At 69.8% G+C, this 17208-nt stretch carries 16 protein-coding genes; 3 read left to right on the top strand and 13 right to left on the bottom strand.

All coding sequences use genetic code 11. The features are described from left to right. Positions 1–130: 130 nt before the first annotated feature. Entirely contained in the window at positions 131–1003 is an 873-nt protein-coding gene (locus ACFV6H_RS28975) for a helix-turn-helix domain-containing protein (protein ID WP_385547847.1), read from the bottom strand. A gap of 17 nt (positions 1004–1020) precedes the next feature. Here ACFV6H_RS28975 and ACFV6H_RS28970 point away from each other — a divergent pair, with 17 nt between their 5' ends. Continuing rightward, positions 1021–1974, top strand: a complete 954-nt coding sequence (locus tag ACFV6H_RS28970) for a helix-turn-helix domain-containing protein (protein ID WP_385547845.1) — start codon at positions 1021–1023, stop codon at positions 1972–1974. A gap of 41 nt (positions 1975–2015) precedes the next feature. Beyond that, positions 2016–2720, top strand: coding sequence for a beta-ketoacyl-ACP reductase (locus ACFV6H_RS28965; RefSeq protein WP_385547842.1), 705 nt, complete (start codon positions 2016–2018; stop codon positions 2718–2720). Positions 2721–3009: 289 nt separating this feature from the next. Here the strand turns inward: ACFV6H_RS28965 and ACFV6H_RS28960 are convergent, their stop codons facing one another. Beyond that, a complete protein-coding gene (locus ACFV6H_RS28960; RefSeq protein ID WP_385548254.1) occupies positions 3010–4239 on the bottom strand; it encodes an IS110 family transposase in 1230 nt (409 codons plus the stop codon). A 705-nt stretch (positions 4240–4944) separates the two neighbouring features. Between ACFV6H_RS28960 and ACFV6H_RS28955 the strand changes: the two genes are divergently transcribed. Beyond that, on the top strand, positions 4945–6282 hold the full coding sequence (locus tag ACFV6H_RS28955; RefSeq protein WP_385547839.1) for a hypothetical protein: 1338 nt from the start codon (positions 4945–4947) through the stop codon (positions 6280–6282). A gap of 412 nt (positions 6283–6694) precedes the next feature. Here the strand turns inward: ACFV6H_RS28955 and ACFV6H_RS28950 are convergent, their stop codons facing one another. The 11 genes from ACFV6H_RS28950 to ACFV6H_RS28900 form a co-directional block, all read right to left on the bottom strand. Further along, on the bottom strand, positions 6695–7279 hold the full coding sequence (locus ACFV6H_RS28950; protein ID WP_385547836.1) for an HNH endonuclease family protein: 585 nt from the start codon (positions 7277–7279) through the stop codon (positions 6695–6697). 259 nt (positions 7280–7538) lie between these two features. Further along, positions 7539–8534: a hypothetical protein gene (locus tag ACFV6H_RS28945; protein ID WP_385547833.1), complete on the bottom strand. Its 996-nt coding sequence runs from the start codon at positions 8532–8534 to the stop codon at positions 7539–7541. Positions 8535–8660: 126 nt separating this feature from the next. Beyond that, positions 8661–9017, bottom strand: a complete 357-nt coding sequence (locus ACFV6H_RS28940; protein WP_385547831.1) for a hypothetical protein — start codon at positions 9015–9017, stop codon at positions 8661–8663. 94 nt (positions 9018–9111) lie between these two features. Further along, the gene (locus ACFV6H_RS28935) at positions 9112–9492 is read right to left on the bottom strand and encodes a hypothetical protein (protein WP_385547828.1); all 381 of its coding nucleotides are present in this window, start codon (positions 9490–9492) and stop codon (positions 9112–9114) included. Between the two features lie 52 nt (positions 9493–9544). Further along, positions 9545–10102, bottom strand: a complete 558-nt coding sequence (locus ACFV6H_RS28930) for a TetR family transcriptional regulator (RefSeq protein WP_385547825.1) — start codon at positions 10100–10102, stop codon at positions 9545–9547. A gap of 193 nt (positions 10103–10295) precedes the next feature. Continuing rightward, complete coding sequence (locus ACFV6H_RS28925) at positions 10296–12053, bottom strand: hypothetical protein (protein WP_385547822.1); 1758 nt, start codon at positions 12051–12053, stop codon at positions 10296–10298. Positions 12054–12228: 175 nt separating this feature from the next. Next, entirely contained in the window at positions 12229–14280 is a 2052-nt protein-coding gene (gene ligA, locus ACFV6H_RS28920) for an NAD-dependent DNA ligase LigA (protein WP_385547819.1), read from the bottom strand. Positions 14281–14434: 154 nt separating this feature from the next. Next, positions 14435–15172: a hypothetical protein gene (locus ACFV6H_RS28915; RefSeq protein WP_385547816.1), complete on the bottom strand. Its 738-nt coding sequence runs from the start codon at positions 15170–15172 to the stop codon at positions 14435–14437. A gap of 130 nt (positions 15173–15302) precedes the next feature. Next, a complete protein-coding gene (locus ACFV6H_RS28910; protein WP_385547813.1) occupies positions 15303–15689 on the bottom strand; it encodes a hypothetical protein in 387 nt (128 codons plus the stop codon). Positions 15690–15776: 87 nt separating this feature from the next. Further along, the gene (locus ACFV6H_RS28905; protein ID WP_385547810.1) at positions 15777–16559 is read right to left on the bottom strand and encodes a hypothetical protein; all 783 of its coding nucleotides are present in this window, start codon (positions 16557–16559) and stop codon (positions 15777–15779) included. Between the two features lie 101 nt (positions 16560–16660). Next, complete coding sequence (locus tag ACFV6H_RS28900; RefSeq protein WP_385547807.1) at positions 16661–17206, bottom strand: hypothetical protein; 546 nt, start codon at positions 17204–17206, stop codon at positions 16661–16663. Positions 17207–17208 lie beyond the last annotated feature (2 nt).

Raw genomic sequence — 17208 nt, 5'->3', positions numbered from 1 at the left:
CGGGGCGGCCCCCCCCCCCCCCCCGCGGGGCCCTCTTCAGTCATCCAGTGTGTGGTGGCGCGCGCTCCTCGTGCGGGGCCGCGGCCCGCCCCGCACCTATCCGCGCCCGGGGGCCCCCGGGCCCGTACTGCTAGCTCTTCGGCTCGAACACCAGGAAGAAGAAGCGGGCACCCGGGCTCCCGAACGGCTGCGCCGCGCACATGGTGACGTTGCCCAGCTGGGAGGGAGCGTGCTGCTCGCAGCACCGGTCCCTGCGGTCCGCGCAACCCTGCGGTGCCGTGTAGCCGGCGTGCCGCATGACACGGGTGTCGCCGTCAGGGTGGACGTAGGCGATGTTGTGGTTGCGGTAGATCGGGCCGATGACCGGATCGTCGTTGACCTCCTTGTCGAGCTGCTTGAGGTCGGCGTTCTCGGGGTGGGCGGCCACCGCGGTCCGCAACTGGGCCGCGACGGGTTCCGCCCACCGCTTCTCCCAGTCGACGAGGTGATGCTCGCGGGCGTCTTCACGCAGCAGCATCCAGCGGATGAGGTTCTGCTCGGGCAGCCTGGGCGTCGTGCCCGGGTCCTGCGGGAACATGCGTATGAAGTCATCGTTCGCGGCCAGGACGTTCCACGCCACGTCGTTGATGTAACAGGGCTGTCCGGACACGCGGTTGACTGCGAGCTGCCAGGCCGGCGCGACGTTCGTCCCGGCCGTCGGGTCCATGGGGATGGGCGGTTCGTAGCCCAGGGAGTAGACGTAGAGCGCGGTGCGCTCCCGTTCCTCCATCCGCAGCGCCCTGGCCACGTTGTCGAGGAATTCGGTACTCGGCGAGGCCATGTCGCCGCGCTCGAGGTCGGCGTACGTCCGCTCGGTCACGAACAGGGCCTGCGCCACCTGCGCCTGCGACAGCCCGGTCGAGCGCCGCCCCCGCCCGGTCCGCTTCGGCCACCCCAGCTCGACCGGATTGATCTGTCCCCGCTTCCATCGCAGCAGCTGCTGCAACGCCTCCTTGTTGTTCAACCTAGGACCCCTCCCCGGTGGTTCCGTATGTGCGGCCCGCTCCGGCGATATACCGGAAGTCGCGGCTCCTGAAATTCGCGGGCCGGAAAATTCAGAGCCTGGTGACGCAGATGGCGGCCAGGAAAGATCGGCCACCGGATCGAATACGCGTTGTGGGAGACGCGACGGTCCCCGATCGCGAGGGGGAGTTCGCGTTGCTGCACCCTGTTGGCGTCCCGTCCGACCGCATGGGCGGAAGCGTGGCACGCACCATGGCGGTGCTCAGGGCTCTGATCGGCCTCGGCCCGCAAGAGCAGCCGCTGGCCGCGATCGCCGAGTCGTGCGGCCTGCCTTCGCCGACCGTCTACCGGTACTTGCAGGCGCTCGTACGCGAAGGCGCTGTCGAGCAGCGAGGGCCACGCGCTCGGTACGCGCTGGTCGACGCGCTGCACAGCACCCCTCGATCTCTCGCATCCGCTCAGCCGTCACCGGCCGGCCAGCCCTCGCCTGCTGTGAGGGCTGAGCTCGTCACACTACAGTCGAGAACCGGCCAGATCGCACTTGTTTACCGTCCGCATCTGATCGGCACGCCGATGAGAATCTGCGCAGAACGGGCATACGGCGCGCACGGCGAAGAGGTGCTCGCGGCACCCCAAGTTGTACAGCGCAACCTTGAGGCCGCCCCGTTGGAGGCGGATGCCGCTGGTCTCGCGATCCTGGCCTGTCTCGGGTCCGAAACCGGCTCCAAGATCGACATATCCTCCATTCGTGAGGAAGGTCACGTAGTCGGTGCCGCGCCGATCCCGGACCGCAGCATGATCGCCGCGCCGGTGTGGTTCGGCTCCGCGGTCGCGGGTTGCGTTGCTCTCCTCGCGGCCGACTCCCAGATGAGGCGCCCGTCCACCCGGGCCCGCTACGTCGACGCGGTGATGGACAGCGCTGCCGCGATGAGCGGCCAGCTGACGCGCTCGGGCGGCCGCCGGGCCGGCTGATTGACTACAAGAACACCGCAGGCACACCAGAAAGGCACTCCGTGTCCCGTTCAGTCCTGATCACCGGCGGCAACCGAGGCATAGGCCTGGCCATCGCCCGCCACCTCGCGGCAGCGGGTGACCGCGTCGCTGTCACCTACCGCTCGGGCGAGCCACCGGAGGGGCTCCTGGCTGTCCAGTGCGACATCACCGACACCGAGCAGGTGGACGTCGCCTTCAAGCAGGTCGAGGAGCAGCACGGCCCCGTCGAGGTTCTGATCGCCAACGCCGGCGTCACCAAGGACCAGCTCCTGATGCGGATGACCGAGGAGGACTTCACCTCCGTCATCGACACCAACCTGACCGGGGCCTTCCGCATCACCAAGCGCGCCACCCGCGGGATGCTCCGTGCGAAGAAGGGCCGCGTCGTTCTCATCTCCTCCGCTGTCGCGCTGCGCGGTGAGAGCGGCCAGGCCAACTACGCCGCGTCCAAGGCCGGTCTCATCGGCTTCGCGCGTTCCATGGCCCGCGAACTGGGCTCGCGCAACATCACGTTCAACGTCGTCGCGCCGGGCCTGACCGAGACCTCCATGGCCGACAACCTGAGCGACGAGCAGCGCGAGAACCTCAAGAGCCAGATCCCGCTCGGCCGCCTGGCCCGGCCGGAGGAGATCGCGGCAACCGTCGCCTTCCTCGCCTCCGAGGAGGCTGCCTACATCACCGGTGCCGTCGTCCCGGTTGACGGCGGAGCCGGCATGGGGCACTGAACCCATGAACACCCACCGCAGGAGCCCGATGAGCGCATGACCTGACAGTGGGGACAGCCCCCCCGGGAGCTGCCCCGCGGCCAAGAGGCACCAGGTGTGTCCAGCACCTCTGCCTCGTCCGCCGCATCCCTGCCACCACCGCGCGAGTGTCCAGCTCGCCCGGTGAAGAACCCGGTCGCTGACCGGGCAACACCGCCCCGCCAGGGCGGATCACTTGGTTCCCGAAGAACCCGGCCCCACCGAGGCGGGGCCGTCGCATGCCCGAAAGACACCTCAGGCACTCAACGTGTCAAGCAGCTGCGGCGAGTTCGGCGGGGAAGGCAGTGCGTTCTTCGAACAGCTTGCGGTGCTGGAGGCAGTGGTGGAGCTGTCCGAGCATGCGGTTGAAGAGGTTGCGCTGGGCGGACGCATGCCAGTCTCCGTGATCATCGCGACGCCTGCGGTAGTGGGCTTTAGCGCCGGGCGATGCGGTGATGGAGGAGAAGGCCCACAGGTAGCCGGCGTGGTTGAGCCGGTCGTTCTTGACCCACCGGCGGGTGATGCTGGACTTCTTGCCGGAGGCTCTGGTGATGGGTGAGGCGCCGGCGTACGCCTTCAGACCGCGTGCGTCGGCGAACCTGGTGCGGTCGTCTCCGATCTCGGCGAGTACCCGGGCGCCGATCTGGATGCCGAGGCCGGGGAAGCTGAGGATGATCTCAGCGTCCGGGTGCTGAGGGAAAGCTTCTTCGACCGCCTTGGCGAGGTCGTCGGCCGCGGTGCAGGCGGCCTGGAGCTGGACCAGGAGCGCAAGCATCTGCTTGCCGAGGGCATCCTCGACCAGCGTCGGCTGGTGGGCCCAGTCTGCGCGGAACACCTCCCGGAGCCGGTCGGCCTCGGCTGCCAGGCCACGCTGGCGACCGGCCCGCTTCAGAGCAGCCTGCAGCTGCGTGCGGGTCATCTGCGCGGCGCGTGTGGGTGTCGGGGCGGCTTTGAGGAGCTCGTGGGCCTCCGGCCTGCACAGACCGTTGCGCCAGGATTCGAAGGCGGCTAGCGCGGAGGGGTAGTACTCCCGCAGCAGAGAGCGAAGTTGGTTGGAAATCTGCTGCCGGTTCCACGTCGCGTCCTGCTGAGCGCGCGCCAGCACGGCGACCGCGCGGGCCAGGTCGCTGTCCTGCGGCAGGGGCCGGTGAGCGTGCATGTCGGTGCGCAGGATGTTCGCCAAGACCAGTGCGTCGCCGGGGTCGGACTTCTTGCGGGAGACGGACGTCCGGTCGCGGTAGCGGGCAGCTGCCATCGGGTTGATCGCGAACACCTGGCGGTTGCCGGTCCTCAGCACTGCTACCAGCAGTCCGCGGGAGGTCTCGATCGCGACCGGGATCGGACTCTCTTCGGTGTCACCGTACTCGGCGAGCAGGTCCAGCAGGATCTTGTAACCGGTCATGTCGTCAGTAATGTGCCGCTTGGCCAGAAGCTGGCCGGTGTCGTCGACGAGGGCGACGTCGTGTGTGCGTTCGGCCCAGTCGATGCCGCAGTAGATCAACTCTTTCCCCTCCACCGTGCGATTTCTGCTGGTCACGAGCTCGTGAGGAACCACGCGGCGACCTAATCCCAGGACTCAGCCGCGTCGGCCGGTCCGCCACCTCAGTAGCCGTTCGTGGCACCAGCTCGTTCCGCGGGCCTCGGTCTCTGCGGGAGCTCAGAGGGCTCGGGCTTCGTAAGAGGTCACCGTGAAGCGGGCTCGCACCACCAACACCAACGAGTGATCTTGGATCAGGTGTTGACGCCCGGCGGCACTGGACGACGCCGCTCTTTCGGTAGGCATCGCGTGCCCGGAGGGACATCAAACGTCCGTCCAGTACCAACGGGCGCCAACACCAACTGGATGACGACAGGAGGTGAACGCCGACGGCGCCGCTCTATCCTTGGGCGTCTTGGCCAGGGAACCAAAAGGCGTCCATCCGGCGCCCACCTCCCGTCTTCGCTGAAGCAGTGGTGGCCGCCGCGGGGGCGCCGGACGCTGCCGCTCTATGACTAGGCGTACGTCGCGCCGGCGTGCTAAAAGGCATGCGCCCGACGCCCTCGCAGCGGTCACCACCATCAAGTACGGGGCCAGCGTGCCGCTCTGTGCGGGGACCTCATACGACCCGGCTGGTCGGAGGCACGGCAACCCTCTACTCGAACATCCCCAGGAGCTCGCGCTTCATCGGGACGCCCTAACTACGGATTAGGAGGGCGTGCCCTGCCCATGATGCAGCATGCCCGCGCACCGGTCCAAGAAGTCGCCGAACCACCGTGCCCTGCACCCGGACAAACCCGAATACCCGAGAAGAACTCATTCATCCTCATTCGTGACCATGCGGATCAGGAGGTCGCCACGACCGCGTCCCGCCGTACGCGCCGATCCGAGTTCCTGCGCGCGGTCACCTGGGCCGTTGAGTCAGGGCTGCACCCCCGGGCCAGCCCCACGACCCTGCGCGTCGCCCACGACCTCGCGCACCGCCTGAATGCCGACGGCCACGTCGCCTACAGCCGCGAGCCGATGTGGAGGCGCCTGAGCATCAGCCGCCGAACGCTGGAACGCCACGTCGCCGTGCTGCGCGAGCTCGGCCTCCTCGTCTGGGCCGAACATGGCTCCCGCACCAACACCCGGCCCGCCGACAGCGGTGAATGGGCGGGCACCGCAACCATCTACGCGGCCGTCGTCCCCCGAGCCTGGGACGACGCGGTCGGCCACCGCATCCGCGGTGGCGGCTATCACGCCCGGCATGTCGGGTTCACCGAGCACGGCCGCGAGTTGGCGATCGCCGACGCCCGGCGCCGCGCCCGCCCGCACCGGCGCCGTGACGCCCCTTCCCGTAGGACCAACCACCAACGACGTACAGCTCAGGTAGAGGGGAAGAAGAACAACACTGCGGGCCGGTCCGGGCGCCAGCCCCGGCACGCTCCCGAACACTTGCGGGCCACCCCTCAGCAGGCCGCCTGCGCGGTATCCATCGCCGCCCGGATACGTCCCCTGGTGCCCTGGACCCAAGCCGAGCAACTGCGCCGCCTGGCCTTCGCCCTGCGGCCCTGGATCAACGCCGGCCACTCCGCGGAGGACATCGCTGCCGAACTGATGGCGTGGTGGGTGCCTGGCCGGCCCGCGTCCCCCGCTGCGCTGATCCTGGCCCGCTCCCGTGAACTCGCCAGCACCACCGTTCCTGCTGAGGGGCCCGGTCTCGACGACGTGTCACCGGCCGTCACCGGCGTGCCGCCCAACCCGGCCTTCCGCAAGGCCATGAGGCAACTGCGCGCGTCTCTGCCCGGTCGCGTCGAACCGTCGGCGTCCGAGGTACCCGGCTTCGTCATCCGCGACCGGATCCTCGCCTCGCTCCACCAGGCCGAGCAGGCCTGGCGCGCGCGGAGCGCCCAGGAGTGTGCCACCTTCGCCGAGTTCGAGAGAATCTTGGACGCCGGGAGCGGACACCGACGTGACGGCCATCGCCCACGCGCCGACACGCCGGGCCTCAAGACGGCACGTCACGTTCGAGCCTTCCGGACGGGGTGCCCACCAGCACCGGATGCGGCGGCAGAGGACAGTTGATCGCTCCCGCCCCGCCGTCCCCGGCCGGATCGCCGAGTGCTCAGGACAGCCCGGAACCCCCGCCACAGCGCGCCGGTCACCCGCCACAGGGCAACTCCGCCGCACCCCATTGCTGCGAGGCTGGTAGCCAGGCGCACCGCCGGCTCGAGCCACACGGGGAGGTTCAGATGGCTCACCGTCAGAGCCGTCCCGATCAGGCTCAGGCTCAGCACCATGAGCACGGCGCTGTGCCCGATCACCGCGTACGAGCGCTTCAGAACCGCGAAGGCGTCCGGATGGGCCTCGCTCCATCGCTCGGGCCGCCTTCTCGCTGCGTCGCTGCGCACTGCTTTCCTCCGCGCACCGGAAGGGGGCCGCCTCACGCCGGACCTGCTCCCGTGTTCCTTGCTGCCGTCGAAGGGCTCCGGGATGCTCATCGCGTCTCCTTGGCGTTCGTGCCGGACGCCGGGCAGGACTCCAACGCCTGCGCGAGCGCCTGCTTCTCCGCCTGGGAGACCGACAGCCGGTACTTCGCCTTGACACGTACCTGTTCTGAGGCGTACCAGCAGCGCACGTCGTTGCGCGGGGGCAGCCACTGGGAGGCGTCCTTGGCGCCCTTGGCGGCGTTCGTCGGGCCGTCGGTCGCGATCAAATTGTCCGGATCGTTGGCCAGGTTCAGGCGCTGGGATGCGGTGAGATTCCGGGCGCCGGACTGCCAGGCGAGGCCGAGGGGCACGATGTGGTCGATCTGGACTGCGAGCGAGGTGCTTCGACCGCGGTGGAACGAGATGAACTTGCCCGTGTACCGATCGTGGAGAACGCCAGAGACGACGGTGCAGCCGTCCCTCTCACGGACGGGGTCCGAGAGGTCGCGGAACAAGATGTCGTCGCGTGTCGGGCAGTGATTGTGTGCCAGTTCGACGGTCCCCTCGTCACTCCAGGCCGGCCCGAACTCCGCGCGGGAGTAGCCGGCAAGGGAGGTGTGAGCCTGCACGTGCAGGGCGTCGAGCTGAGCCATCGCGGCCTGGCCGGCGGGGCCGGCGGCTGCGTGTGCCGGGACGGAGTCACCCGTAGTCGAGACCGCCAGCGGGTCACAGGCGGCGGAGGCCAGGGCGCCGGCCAGGACGAGGGCGGCCGCAGCGAGGCGGCGGGGGCGGTGAGCCATGTCGTGTTCCCGTTCATGTCGTTCGCGAAGAGCTCCGTCACCTCCTACAGGTGCCGAGGACAACGTCCGTGTGACACCGCGCCGCAGATTGCCGGGACATATCCCGTTCAGCTCAGCCGAGCCGGCCCTCGAAGGGCACACGGGTTCCGTCCGTGCCGACGGCCTCGATGGTCACAAGGCCTCCGACGGCGGACTGAGGAATGCGAAAGGCGACGGTCTGGGTGGCAGTGCGCTGAGGGGCGATGGCGGCGTCGGGGTAGCCGTACACCGGGTGGATCGTGGCAGCCAGATGGAGGTCCTGACCGGTGAGGACGCGCAGGGTGGTGCCAAGGCCGGTCATCGGGTCAGCACTGCGGTTCGCCACGCTCAGATCGAGCTCGGCGGTCCGCATGGCGCCGCTGCCGGTTACGGATACCGTTGAGAGGCGGAGCGAGCCGGCGTGCCACTGGCCGAGCGGCGTAGTGCCCTTTCCCGACGGCCCGGCCGCCTGCGGCGTTTCCGAAGCAGCGGTCGTGGCACGACCGGACAGGGTGCCTTCGAAGAACAGCAACTCCGGTTCGGCCAGCCCCTCCGGCGTGGTCTCGGCGGTCACGGTGACCCGCTGGCCGTCGGCCTCGGCCGGGAAAGCGAACGCGATCTGCGTGGTGACCGAACCGTTCGGGCGCACGCGCACCGGTACGTCGTCTTCCGGCTGCTTCGTTGATGCGTCCTCGGGCTTGGCCTGACGGCCGAGCGCGCCGTAGCGGGCGGTCAGTTCGGTACGCGGAGCGGTGGCGATCTGGGAGCGCTGGTTCGTCACGGTCAGCCGGGCCGCGTAGACAGTCCAGCCGGCCGGGACCCGCGAAGCCGCCGCGCCGGCGGGCAGCCGCTCGAAGCCCTGCACCTTCACCGCCCACGAGCCTGCGGCGACCGGCTGCTCGGCCCCCATCGGGACGATCCCGTCCGGTAGTTGTGCTGAGGAGGACCGTGGCCCGGCCGCGCGACTGCTCGGACGATCGTCGCCCAGTGCGTGGTCCGAGGCGGAGCAGCCGGAGATGAGACCGCAGACGGCGAGCGCGGCGGCGCCGAGCACGGCCGACAGCGGCCGGCGGACGAGCGTGGTGGACATGATTCCCCCTGTGCGGGTGTCGATTTCTCGGTCGCCGGGGATCATGCCAAAACGGCTTCGGAGCGCGATTCGACCACAGGTGTGGGCTCGCCAGATCTGTGGTTGGCGCCTGTGCTGATCTCTCGTCTACAGCGTGAGCGGAATGGGGACGAGGAAGTACTCCTGATCACCGTTGCGGATCCGCAAGGGGTGGCCAGGCGGGAGGCTGAACAGCCGTTCGTGTACGACCTCGGGCGCGTCATCGGCTGAAAGGGCGGGCTGGAGGGCGGTGCGGACGGCAGCTCGGGAGGTGTCCGACAGAGGTGCGCGATCCGCCGCCGCCGCGCACTGGTCGAGTTGGGCGTTCGTCAGGTCGGGACCCATGCCGTGGCGTAGGGCTTCGAGTGCGACCGTCGGGGCCAGGACGGCCCGGTTGTGGGCACGGCAGATGTGGCCGGGCGTGCCGTGGGGCTGGAAGTGGCGGGCGGTGCCGATGGACGTCATGACTTCTCCGGAGGCGACGGGAGGGGAAGGCTGCCCGTCGCCGGGCAGCCTTTCGGTGTGATCATCGTGGCGCGCTGCACTGACAGTCCGTGCCTCAGTGGCCGATCAGGGGAACCGTCAGGACTCCGGCCGGAAGATCCATCTCGGCCAGCATCCGGGTGGCCGCCGCGCTGACCGGACCCTCGGCGGCATCGAGCCGCACGCAGCCGAGGGACTGTCCGTGGGCCGGGTAGAGGCGCGCGAAGGCGTCGGGCGAGTTGCGGTCCCAGACGCTGACTGTCGCGTAGGCGCAGTGCATGGCCTCGGGGAACTGCTCGGCCACGACGAGCGTGAACAGGGCGATGAGTTCAGGGCTCGCCGTCCGCACCGACGGTGGCAGCACCACGCGGTGGCGGCGCTGTCGGGCGCGGATCGCGATGAAGGCGGCGGCCACGCCGAGGACAAAGCCGATGAAAAGTGAGTCGAGGCTGAACACAGAGTCCCCCGGAGGTAGGTAGAAGCCGGTTGGAGCGGAAGCGGAGCGGCGGTCACCCGCCCTCGGGAGCGGCCACGAACGCGTGCACGAGCTGCACGAGCGCGTCGCGTTGCGCCTTGCCGCTCAGCCCCGCCGTCAGAGCCGATCGCTGTTGAGCACCGGCGGAGGAGACGAGCATCACCACGAGGTGGTGAACGAGAGCCGTACGGGCGGACGCCGACGGCATAGGCCGACTGACGGCCGAGGCCAGCGCACGGGTGACGGGCCGGGTGACGGACTTGAACGCCTGGACGAAGCGCGGATCGACTTCGGCCGCCACAGCCGTGACGATTCGGAGGACCGTCTTGTGCTCGCTCCAGCAGTCCAGCACGGAGACGACGAGTTGCTCGGCCCCCGGCAGGCCCTTCGTGGCCCACGTGCCGTTCGCGAACTCGCTGAGTGCCATGGCCGTCGCCTGGGCGACGTTCTCCACGGCGTCGAGAACGATCTCTTCGACACCCGCGAAGTACTGGTAAAGGGTGGCAGGTGAAGTGCCCGCAGCTCGGGCGATCTCCACGGCGGTGACGTCGCGGTAGGACTGCTCGCCCAGAAGCCCGAGCGCTGTGCTCACGATGTGCTTCCGGGTCCGAAGGCCCCGTGCGCCGGGCACACGGGCGTCGTTTGAGCGGGTCAGGACAGAGGAGGGCACGGTCTTCTCCTGGATCGGGGTGGTTGGGGAGGGCGGCGGCCGGGTCAGTGCCGGGCTTCGCCGCCCTAACTAGTAATCAGACTACACGTTATTTTCGAGATATGCAACGCACTGGCTAGGGCTCTTCGGCCACGGACGTGCTCCGCGGCCTCCGGCTCCGGGCCCGGAGCACCTGGTCGGACCACGGAGCCCCTGCGGGCCCCACGGGGTGCTCGGGGATGGTGATCTCGTCGTGGGTGCAGCCGCCCTCGGCCAGGCGCTCGGCGTGCTTGCGCGGGTTGGGGCACTGCTGACGCTCGTGCTCGCCCCGCCAGTACCGCACCTTCAGCTTGTACCCGGACCCCCCTTCGCCGCGGCGCTGCGCCCGGTAGCGTTCACCGGCGTCCGGGTCGACCCACACCGTGGTGACGTGCCCCGCATCGGTGATCCCGCGGCGCCGGTCGGAGCGCTGGTCGCGCGGCTTGGCCGTATGAACCTCTTCGGCCAGGACGTGTACCGAGGACCGCTTGTGCTGCGTCAGCAGCTCCCAGAGGCTGCGCACATGCCGGATCAGAAGCTCCTCGCGCGCAAGCCGCCCTGCTCCCGCGCGATGTCGTTCGGGGTGGTCCGGATCGCGCAGCCGGGTCGCCGGCTCCAGGACGTCTCCGGGGCGCAGCAGCAGCGTGCTGTAGGGCGAGAAGGGAAGCGACAGCAGCGACTGGTCGCACGTCAGGGGAGTCACCCAGGTCCATGGCGTTCCGCCCTGCGGGATCTCCAGCGGCTTCAGATCCCGGCCGGCCCCCAGGCGCCCCCACCCTTCCTCCAGCGCGGGAACCCACGGTCCCCACACGTAACCGACGATGCGCCGGCCAGTGGGCAGCGGCAGCGTGAAGGGAGTGTCGAGGAACAGCATCCCCCGGCCGCCTGAGGGGAGATGGCGCGGGTCGAACGGAGTCGTCTGCCGGCCGGCGCGTCGCTCGACCCGCCGCAGCGCCATCTGGGCCACCGAGTCGGTGATCTGCACCAGCCGGGCGGACGCGGCCCGGTCCGCCTCCTGCCGGAGCTGGGTGACGACAGCCGCTTCCAGGCCGCCCGGGTGCCAGTAGGGAGCCAGCGGCTCGCGCCCCTTGCGGTACACCGTGGCCTTCGTCATGGCCCAGTCGATGTTCGCGGTGTGCGCGGCCACATAGCGGCGCCGCCAGGTCTGGATCCGGTGCCAGTCGAGCGGGCCCCAGGCCGAATACTCAGCGCTGGCGAGGCAGGCGCCTGAGGGCGTGCCCGAGTCGGCGTCGAGATGGAGGAGCGCGCGGAACCGGCGCACCTCCTCCTGGACATCGGTGACGACACCGTCGGTGGTGTCCATGGTCATGATCTGGTGTGCGTCGTCCGGGTCGAGCGCCCACTCCATGCCGGCGATCTGCGACAGGGTCGCGTGCACCGTCTCGTCGTCCGCGATCTCCAGGAAATCGGCGATGAACCGCTGCGCACTGCTGGCCGGAACGTCGGCAGCGGCGAAGCGGAGCAGGCGCTTGAGCAGCGATCCGCCCGGTCCGTGCTGAACGCCCGACATCGCGAGCAGCCTGTCGCTCACCCGTCCGTCGGCCAGAGCCGCGTTCGCCAGATGGCTGTACGCCTGCCACAGGACGCTGAAGGTCTCGGAGTGGCCGGTGATCTCCTTCATCACCGCCGACAGCCGCGCGAGGTCCGGGGACTGCGTATCCGAACGGACCGGTGGACGGACCAGCTTGCCCGCCGCGGCGTGGAGCTCCTTGTAGAGGCGGAACTGTAGTTCGGTGAGGATGCTGAGCTCACCGGAGGCCGCGCCCGGCTTCTTGCCGGCGGTCGCACTCGCCGGCGGCTCGGATTCGGGTACATCGGGCAGATGCGAAAACATGGCAATCCCGCCTGGGAGTCAGGAGTCTGGAGGAGTCGCAGCGGTTGCTGTCCGGGGCGACATCTCGAAAGTACACCCCATTATAGAGATATGCAACGCCCGGAGGGGTCGTCCAGTGATTCACGGGCGAGAGCCCGGGAACGCACCCGCTGGTGCGCCCCCAGGCCGTGCCGGATCAGTCCAGGTAGTCCGACACGAGGACCGCGAAGGCATCCGGAGAGAGGACTTCCACCCCCAGTTCCGCGGCCTTGACTGCCTTCGAACTGGGCTTGCCGCCTGCGGTCGGCGCCGCGACCAGAAGGGAAGTCTTGGCGCTGACACTGCTGCCGGGACGGCCGCCGGCCTTCTCGATCAGAGCGTTCATCGCGTCACGTCCCCAGCCTTCCAGCGGGCCGGTCATCTTGCCGGTCACCACCACGATCTTCCCGGACAGCGGACCCCCGCCGGGCGCTTGGGAGGCTTCCTGCGGCTCGGTCATGTTCACCCCGGCACCGACGAGCTTGTCGATGACCGGGGCCAGGGCGGCGACCTGCTCGACGATCACCGGCGCCTTCTCCGGACCGATGCCTTCCACCTCCTGTAGAGCCGTGGCGTCGGCCTGCCGGATGTTCTCCATCGTCCCGAAGTGCCCGGCGATCCGGCGGGACATGCTGCGACCGGTGCCCAGCACGCCCAGGGCGCAGAAGACGCGGCTGAGCGGCCGTTCCTTCGCCGACTCGATCTGCTCGGCGAGCTTGGCGGCCCGCTTGGCGCTGCCGGTCGCCGCCGTGAGCTGCTCGGGGGAGAGCGCGAACAGGTCGGCAACGTCCGTGACGACACCGGACTCGACCAGGGCCTTCACGTACGTCTTGCCCAGGCCGTCGAGGTCGAGCATCTCCCGCCCGGCGGCGTACTCGATCAGCGCCGGAAGCGCGCACGCCGTGCCCTTCGCGCACCGCCACCGCTCCTGCCGCCGGTCGATCGGTCCACCGCAGTTGGGGCACTGCTCAGGAAGGGGCACCTCCTTGGCGTCCGCCGGGCGGAGCGGGACGACCGCGCCCTGGACGCGCGGGATGATGTCGCCGGCCTTGTAGACGGTGACCGTGTCGCCGAGGTGGAGATCGCGCCGCCGGATGTCCGCGGGGTTGTGCAGCGTGGCCCGTGTCACGGTGGAGCCGTCGATCTCGACGGGGACGAGCACCGCGGTCGGGGCGAGCACGCCGGTGCGCCCGACCTCCCACACCACGTCCTTCAGCACGGTCTGCCGTTCGACCGCGGGCAGCTTGAAGGCGATCGCCCAGTGCGGGAACCTGCTGCCGATCCCTGCGGCCTGCTGCTCGCCCGCGTCGTTGACCTTGATCACCACGCCGTCGATACCGAACGGCAGTTCCGCACGGAGGGCGGCGATCTCGTCAACCCTCTGCTGCGCTTCGGCGAGGTCGGCGACGATGTGGAGCCCTGCCGCTGTGGCCGCGGTCGTTTGCACCCCGGCTTCGGACACGGCCGCCAGGATCTCGGCGTGTGTGGCCCCGGAGGGCAGGAACGGCTCCCCGGCCAGCCCGACCGCACCGTAGGCCCAGAACGTCAACTGGAGGCGGTAGGGCCGGTCCTTCGCGCGCAGAGTCCCGGCGGCGCCGTTGCGCGGGTTGGCGAAGACCTGCGCGCCGTGGGCGGTCCGTACGGCGTTGGCCGTCTCGAACTGCGCCTGGGTGAAGACGACTTCGCCCCGGACCTCCACCGTGGCCGGTACCGGAAGGTGCTCGGGGAGGCCGTCGATCTGGCCGATGACGTGGCTGATGTCCTCGCCGTGGCTCCCGTCGCCGCGGGTGATGATCCGTGTCAGGCGGCCGGCCTGGTAGCGGGCGGCGATGGCAGCACCGTCGATCTTCGGCTCGACGGTGAAACCGCCGACAGGGGCGCGGCCCAGGCGCCGCTGGAGGGATGTCCCCCAGGTGACCAGGCCCTCGGCGTCGAAGACGTTGTCCAGGCTCAACAGTCGGATGGTGTGCGCGACATCGCCGACCGGCGCCGCACCGTCGGCGACCAGGCCGGACGGCGATTCGGCTGCGTCCTCGGGGTGCTGCGCCTCCCAGGCCAGGACGGCCAGCCTGAGCTGGTCGTACGTGGCATCGTCCAGCGGGCTGTCGCCGGCGGCGTAGTACGCCTGCGATGCCTCGCCGAGGCGCTGGAGCGCAGCCTCGTACGCGGCGCGGCTGGTCACCGCCTCAACGGCGGGAAGGGTCGTCATGAGGGTGATCCTCTCGTGGGGGACTGACAATGGCGGGCGCCGGCGGAAGCCGTGAGGCGGGATGCCGAGTGCGGGGGCCGCCGGACGCCATGTTCTTGATGAGGGTGCTGCCGCTGGCGCGGCAGCACCCCCTTGCCCGGGACGGGCCGCACACCTACCAGTCGAGATGGAGCCGCCGGTACACGGTGCCGATGTGGGTCTCGCAGTAGGTATTGCCCAGCGGGCCGGTGACCTGCCGCGCCGCGAGGCTGTACGGGTAGACCCTGGCCTTCGCGCCGAAGCGGCGGGCGATCTTCACCGCCACGTTCAGAAGGGCGCTTTCGTCGTCGCTGTCCCAGGCGGTGTCTGGACGGCAGATGAAGTAGGCCCATGCCCGGTCCTGGCCGAACGGCCACCCTTGGCCCCGGTGTTCGCCGGAGGGCAAAAACCCCCAGGTGCGTTCGAACTCCGTCCAGTAGGCATCCACAGCCGCCAGGGGGTGGGTGGCGTAGTCCTCCCGGACGATGACGGCGCCCGGCACCTGGCGCATGGCGGTGATGCCGTGTGCCGCGTTGCCGAGTCCGCAGCCGTCGAAGTCGTCAACGGGCGCGGTGACGGTCCATACCTCGTCCTCCGTCCAGGGGCCGCCGTCCTGGGAAGCGCCCTCCGCGTGGAGCCCCGGGACGACGACGGTCTGCGTGCCGTCGCCGTTGTCCCGGAGGAAGGTGGTGTTGGTCGGGCCGTCGTTGTTCAGCGGGTGAAACCCCGGGCCGGGGGTCCAGGTCGGGGCGTCCGCGAAGGCATCGGGGGGAAAGAGGAGCGCCACTCCGACAGTTCCCCGGTCGAACCGATGCCCGGCGGTCCAGGCGCTGTTGATGGCGGACTCGATGTGGCGACGCAGACTGCGCTTCACGGTTCGGCTCCTGACGGGAGGGAGGAAGGGCGCGGGGGCGATGCCGACGCGAACTGTTGAGAACTACAGTACAAGATTATATCGAGATATGCAACGCTCCTGATATCGAAGCCTCGCCGGTGGAGCTGCCCTACTTGTCGGCGTCCCAGGGCAAGGCGATCCGGCGCCCGGGTTCGACGCTCCAGGTCAGCGACGGGAAGAGGCGGCGAACCTGTGCCTGGGCCCAAGGCCAGACCTCGTCCCACGCCTCCTGGGTGGGCTCGTTCGCCGAGACGTGCCACCCCTCCGCGCAGTGGGCGCCCTGCGCGCCAAGCAGTTCCATCACGGTGTGGGCCGGGACCTCGTCCGGGAGCGCGTCACCGCTCTCCGGCCGGTGGCCGTAGGCGTCGAACAGCCTCATTGCCAGGGTCTCGCCGTCGAGGTGATGGGCGTAGACGACCTGAAGGACGGTGCCGCGGCCCTGCGGGTCCAGGACCTCCGTGCAGACGGCCGGCGGGGGCGTCGAGTTGATGGTCATGTGTGCTCCGTTCACGGGGAGAATCGGGTCGGCGGGTTCGGCCGACGGCATGCGGGCCGCCGCTTGCTGAAGCGGCGGCCTGTCCGCTCAGTACGGCCAGTAGGGGGAGCGGGATTCCGTCGGGTACAGCACGGGGCGACGCCTCTGCTCGGCCCTCGCCTTCTCGCCCCGGGCGTGTGCTGACTCCTCCAGCACCCCGGGCTCTCGAAGGGAGTCGGCACAGGAGACCGTCACCTGACGCCCGAGCCTCCACAGCTGGGCGTTGACCGCGCAGCACGCGGCGTTGAGCTCGTCGAGATCGTTGAGCCACCACCGGTAGCTCCCCGGGTCCATGCCGTAGACCCGCATGGCGGCGGCAGCGGCCCGGGCCATGGTGCCGGTGCCAGCGCAGGGCTCCAGGAGGAGGGCGCCGGGTTCCAGTCCGGTGGCCAGGGTGATCTCGCCGACGTTGTCGGCGGCGATCGGGGGTGTGAAGAACTCGCCGGTGCTCTGCCGTTCCGTGTAGCTACGCATCCGCGTGATCATCAGACCGAGAATGTCGTCCGACTCGGCGCGGGCAGCGTCGCTGCAGTACTCAAGGAGCCCTGCACGAATGAGGACGCGGGCGTAGTCCGCCAGCCCCCGGACGTCATCGTCGCCGGGCTCACGGAGCCAGCCGTGGAGAGGGCGGGCGGCTTCGGTGAGGTCGGGATCGAAAGTCCAGAACATGTTCCAGCTCGCCCTGAGCGCGTCGACGAGACCGTCGTCTCCGAGCGGGATCAACAAGGGGCCGTAGTCGGGGCCGTCGGGCACGCTGGGGGCGCACAGGGCCAGCCCCGCCAGTACGCCGACCGCGACGGCTCTGTCACCGGCTCCGCCGCGGTTCTCCACCCACCAGGCGTGAGCTGTTTCGACGATGGCTCGTGCATGGTCCCGGCCGCTCTCAGGAGCAAGAAAGCGGCGAATCCCGGCGGGGGGAATGCCGTACAACGTCATCTCGCCTGCCCGGCGAGACGGTCGAGTTCGGCGGCGGCCGGGCTGGGCACGGCGCGCCGACGGCCGCCCCGCGCCGAGCCGAAAGGCCGTTCCGCGTCGGGAGCGCCGGAGGGGTGGAAACTCGTGTCGATGATCCAGTGCGTCTCCGCGGGCAGCCGGGAGAGCCGGAATGCCCCCCGGTTCATCAGGCCGCTGAGATCGAACAGCATCAGTTCGGCGTACTGGCCGGTGACGGAACCGGCGCTGCGCTCTGCGATGACCGGGACGATCCCGGCGTGCTCGACCGGCTCGCCCTGAACCTCCAGGGCGACGGAGAACGTCGCAGCGCCGACGAGCGGGCGCAGGATCGCCTCTGTTGCCTGCCGTACGTCGGGGCGGGAGACTCCCAGGTCGCGGACGACCAAGTAGGCAAGTCCGAGGGGGTCGTGCGTGACGGAACTGGGGATGTCGAGGAGGGCCAGTTGTCGGAGCAGCGCCTCGCGGCCGAGGGTGGCCAGGTACCAGACGTGCTGATCTTCGGTGCTGAGCTTGGTGGTGTCCACGC

The sequence above is a fragment of the Streptomyces sp. NPDC059743 genome, from assembly GCF_042732975.1.
Taxonomy (GTDB): Bacteria; Actinomycetota; Actinomycetes; order Streptomycetales; family Streptomycetaceae; genus Streptomyces.
The sequence above is the reverse complement of the archived record's forward strand: the minus strand, read 5'-3'. Positions and strand labels throughout refer to the sequence as shown.

What these genes read in the sequence shown, in the direction of transcription:
- ligA (WP_385547819.1), bottom strand. Translation starts at nt 14,280, where the DNA reads ATGACGACCCTTCCCGCCGTTGAGGCGGTGACCAGCCGCGCCGCGTAC.
- ACFV6H_RS28950 (WP_385547836.1), bottom strand. Translation starts at nt 7,279, where the DNA reads ATGGCTCAGCTCGACGCCCTGCACGTGCAGGCTCACACCTCCCTTGCC.
- ACFV6H_RS28925 (WP_385547822.1), bottom strand. Translation starts at nt 12,053, where the DNA reads ATGTTTTCGCATCTGCCCGATGTACCCGAATCCGAGCCGCCGGCGAGT.
- ACFV6H_RS28910 (WP_385547813.1), bottom strand. Translation starts at nt 15,689, where the DNA reads ATGACCATCAACTCGACGCCCCCGCCGGCCGTCTGCACGGAGGTCCTG.
- ACFV6H_RS28945 (WP_385547833.1), bottom strand. Translation starts at nt 8,534, where the DNA reads ATGTCCACCACGCTCGTCCGCCGGCCGCTGTCGGCCGTGCTCGGCGCC.
- ACFV6H_RS28940 (WP_385547831.1), bottom strand. Translation starts at nt 9,017, where the DNA reads ATGACGTCCATCGGCACCGCCCGCCACTTCCAGCCCCACGGCACGCCC.
- ACFV6H_RS28955 (WP_385547839.1), top strand. Translation starts at nt 4,945, where the DNA reads ATGATGCAGCATGCCCGCGCACCGGTCCAAGAAGTCGCCGAACCACCG.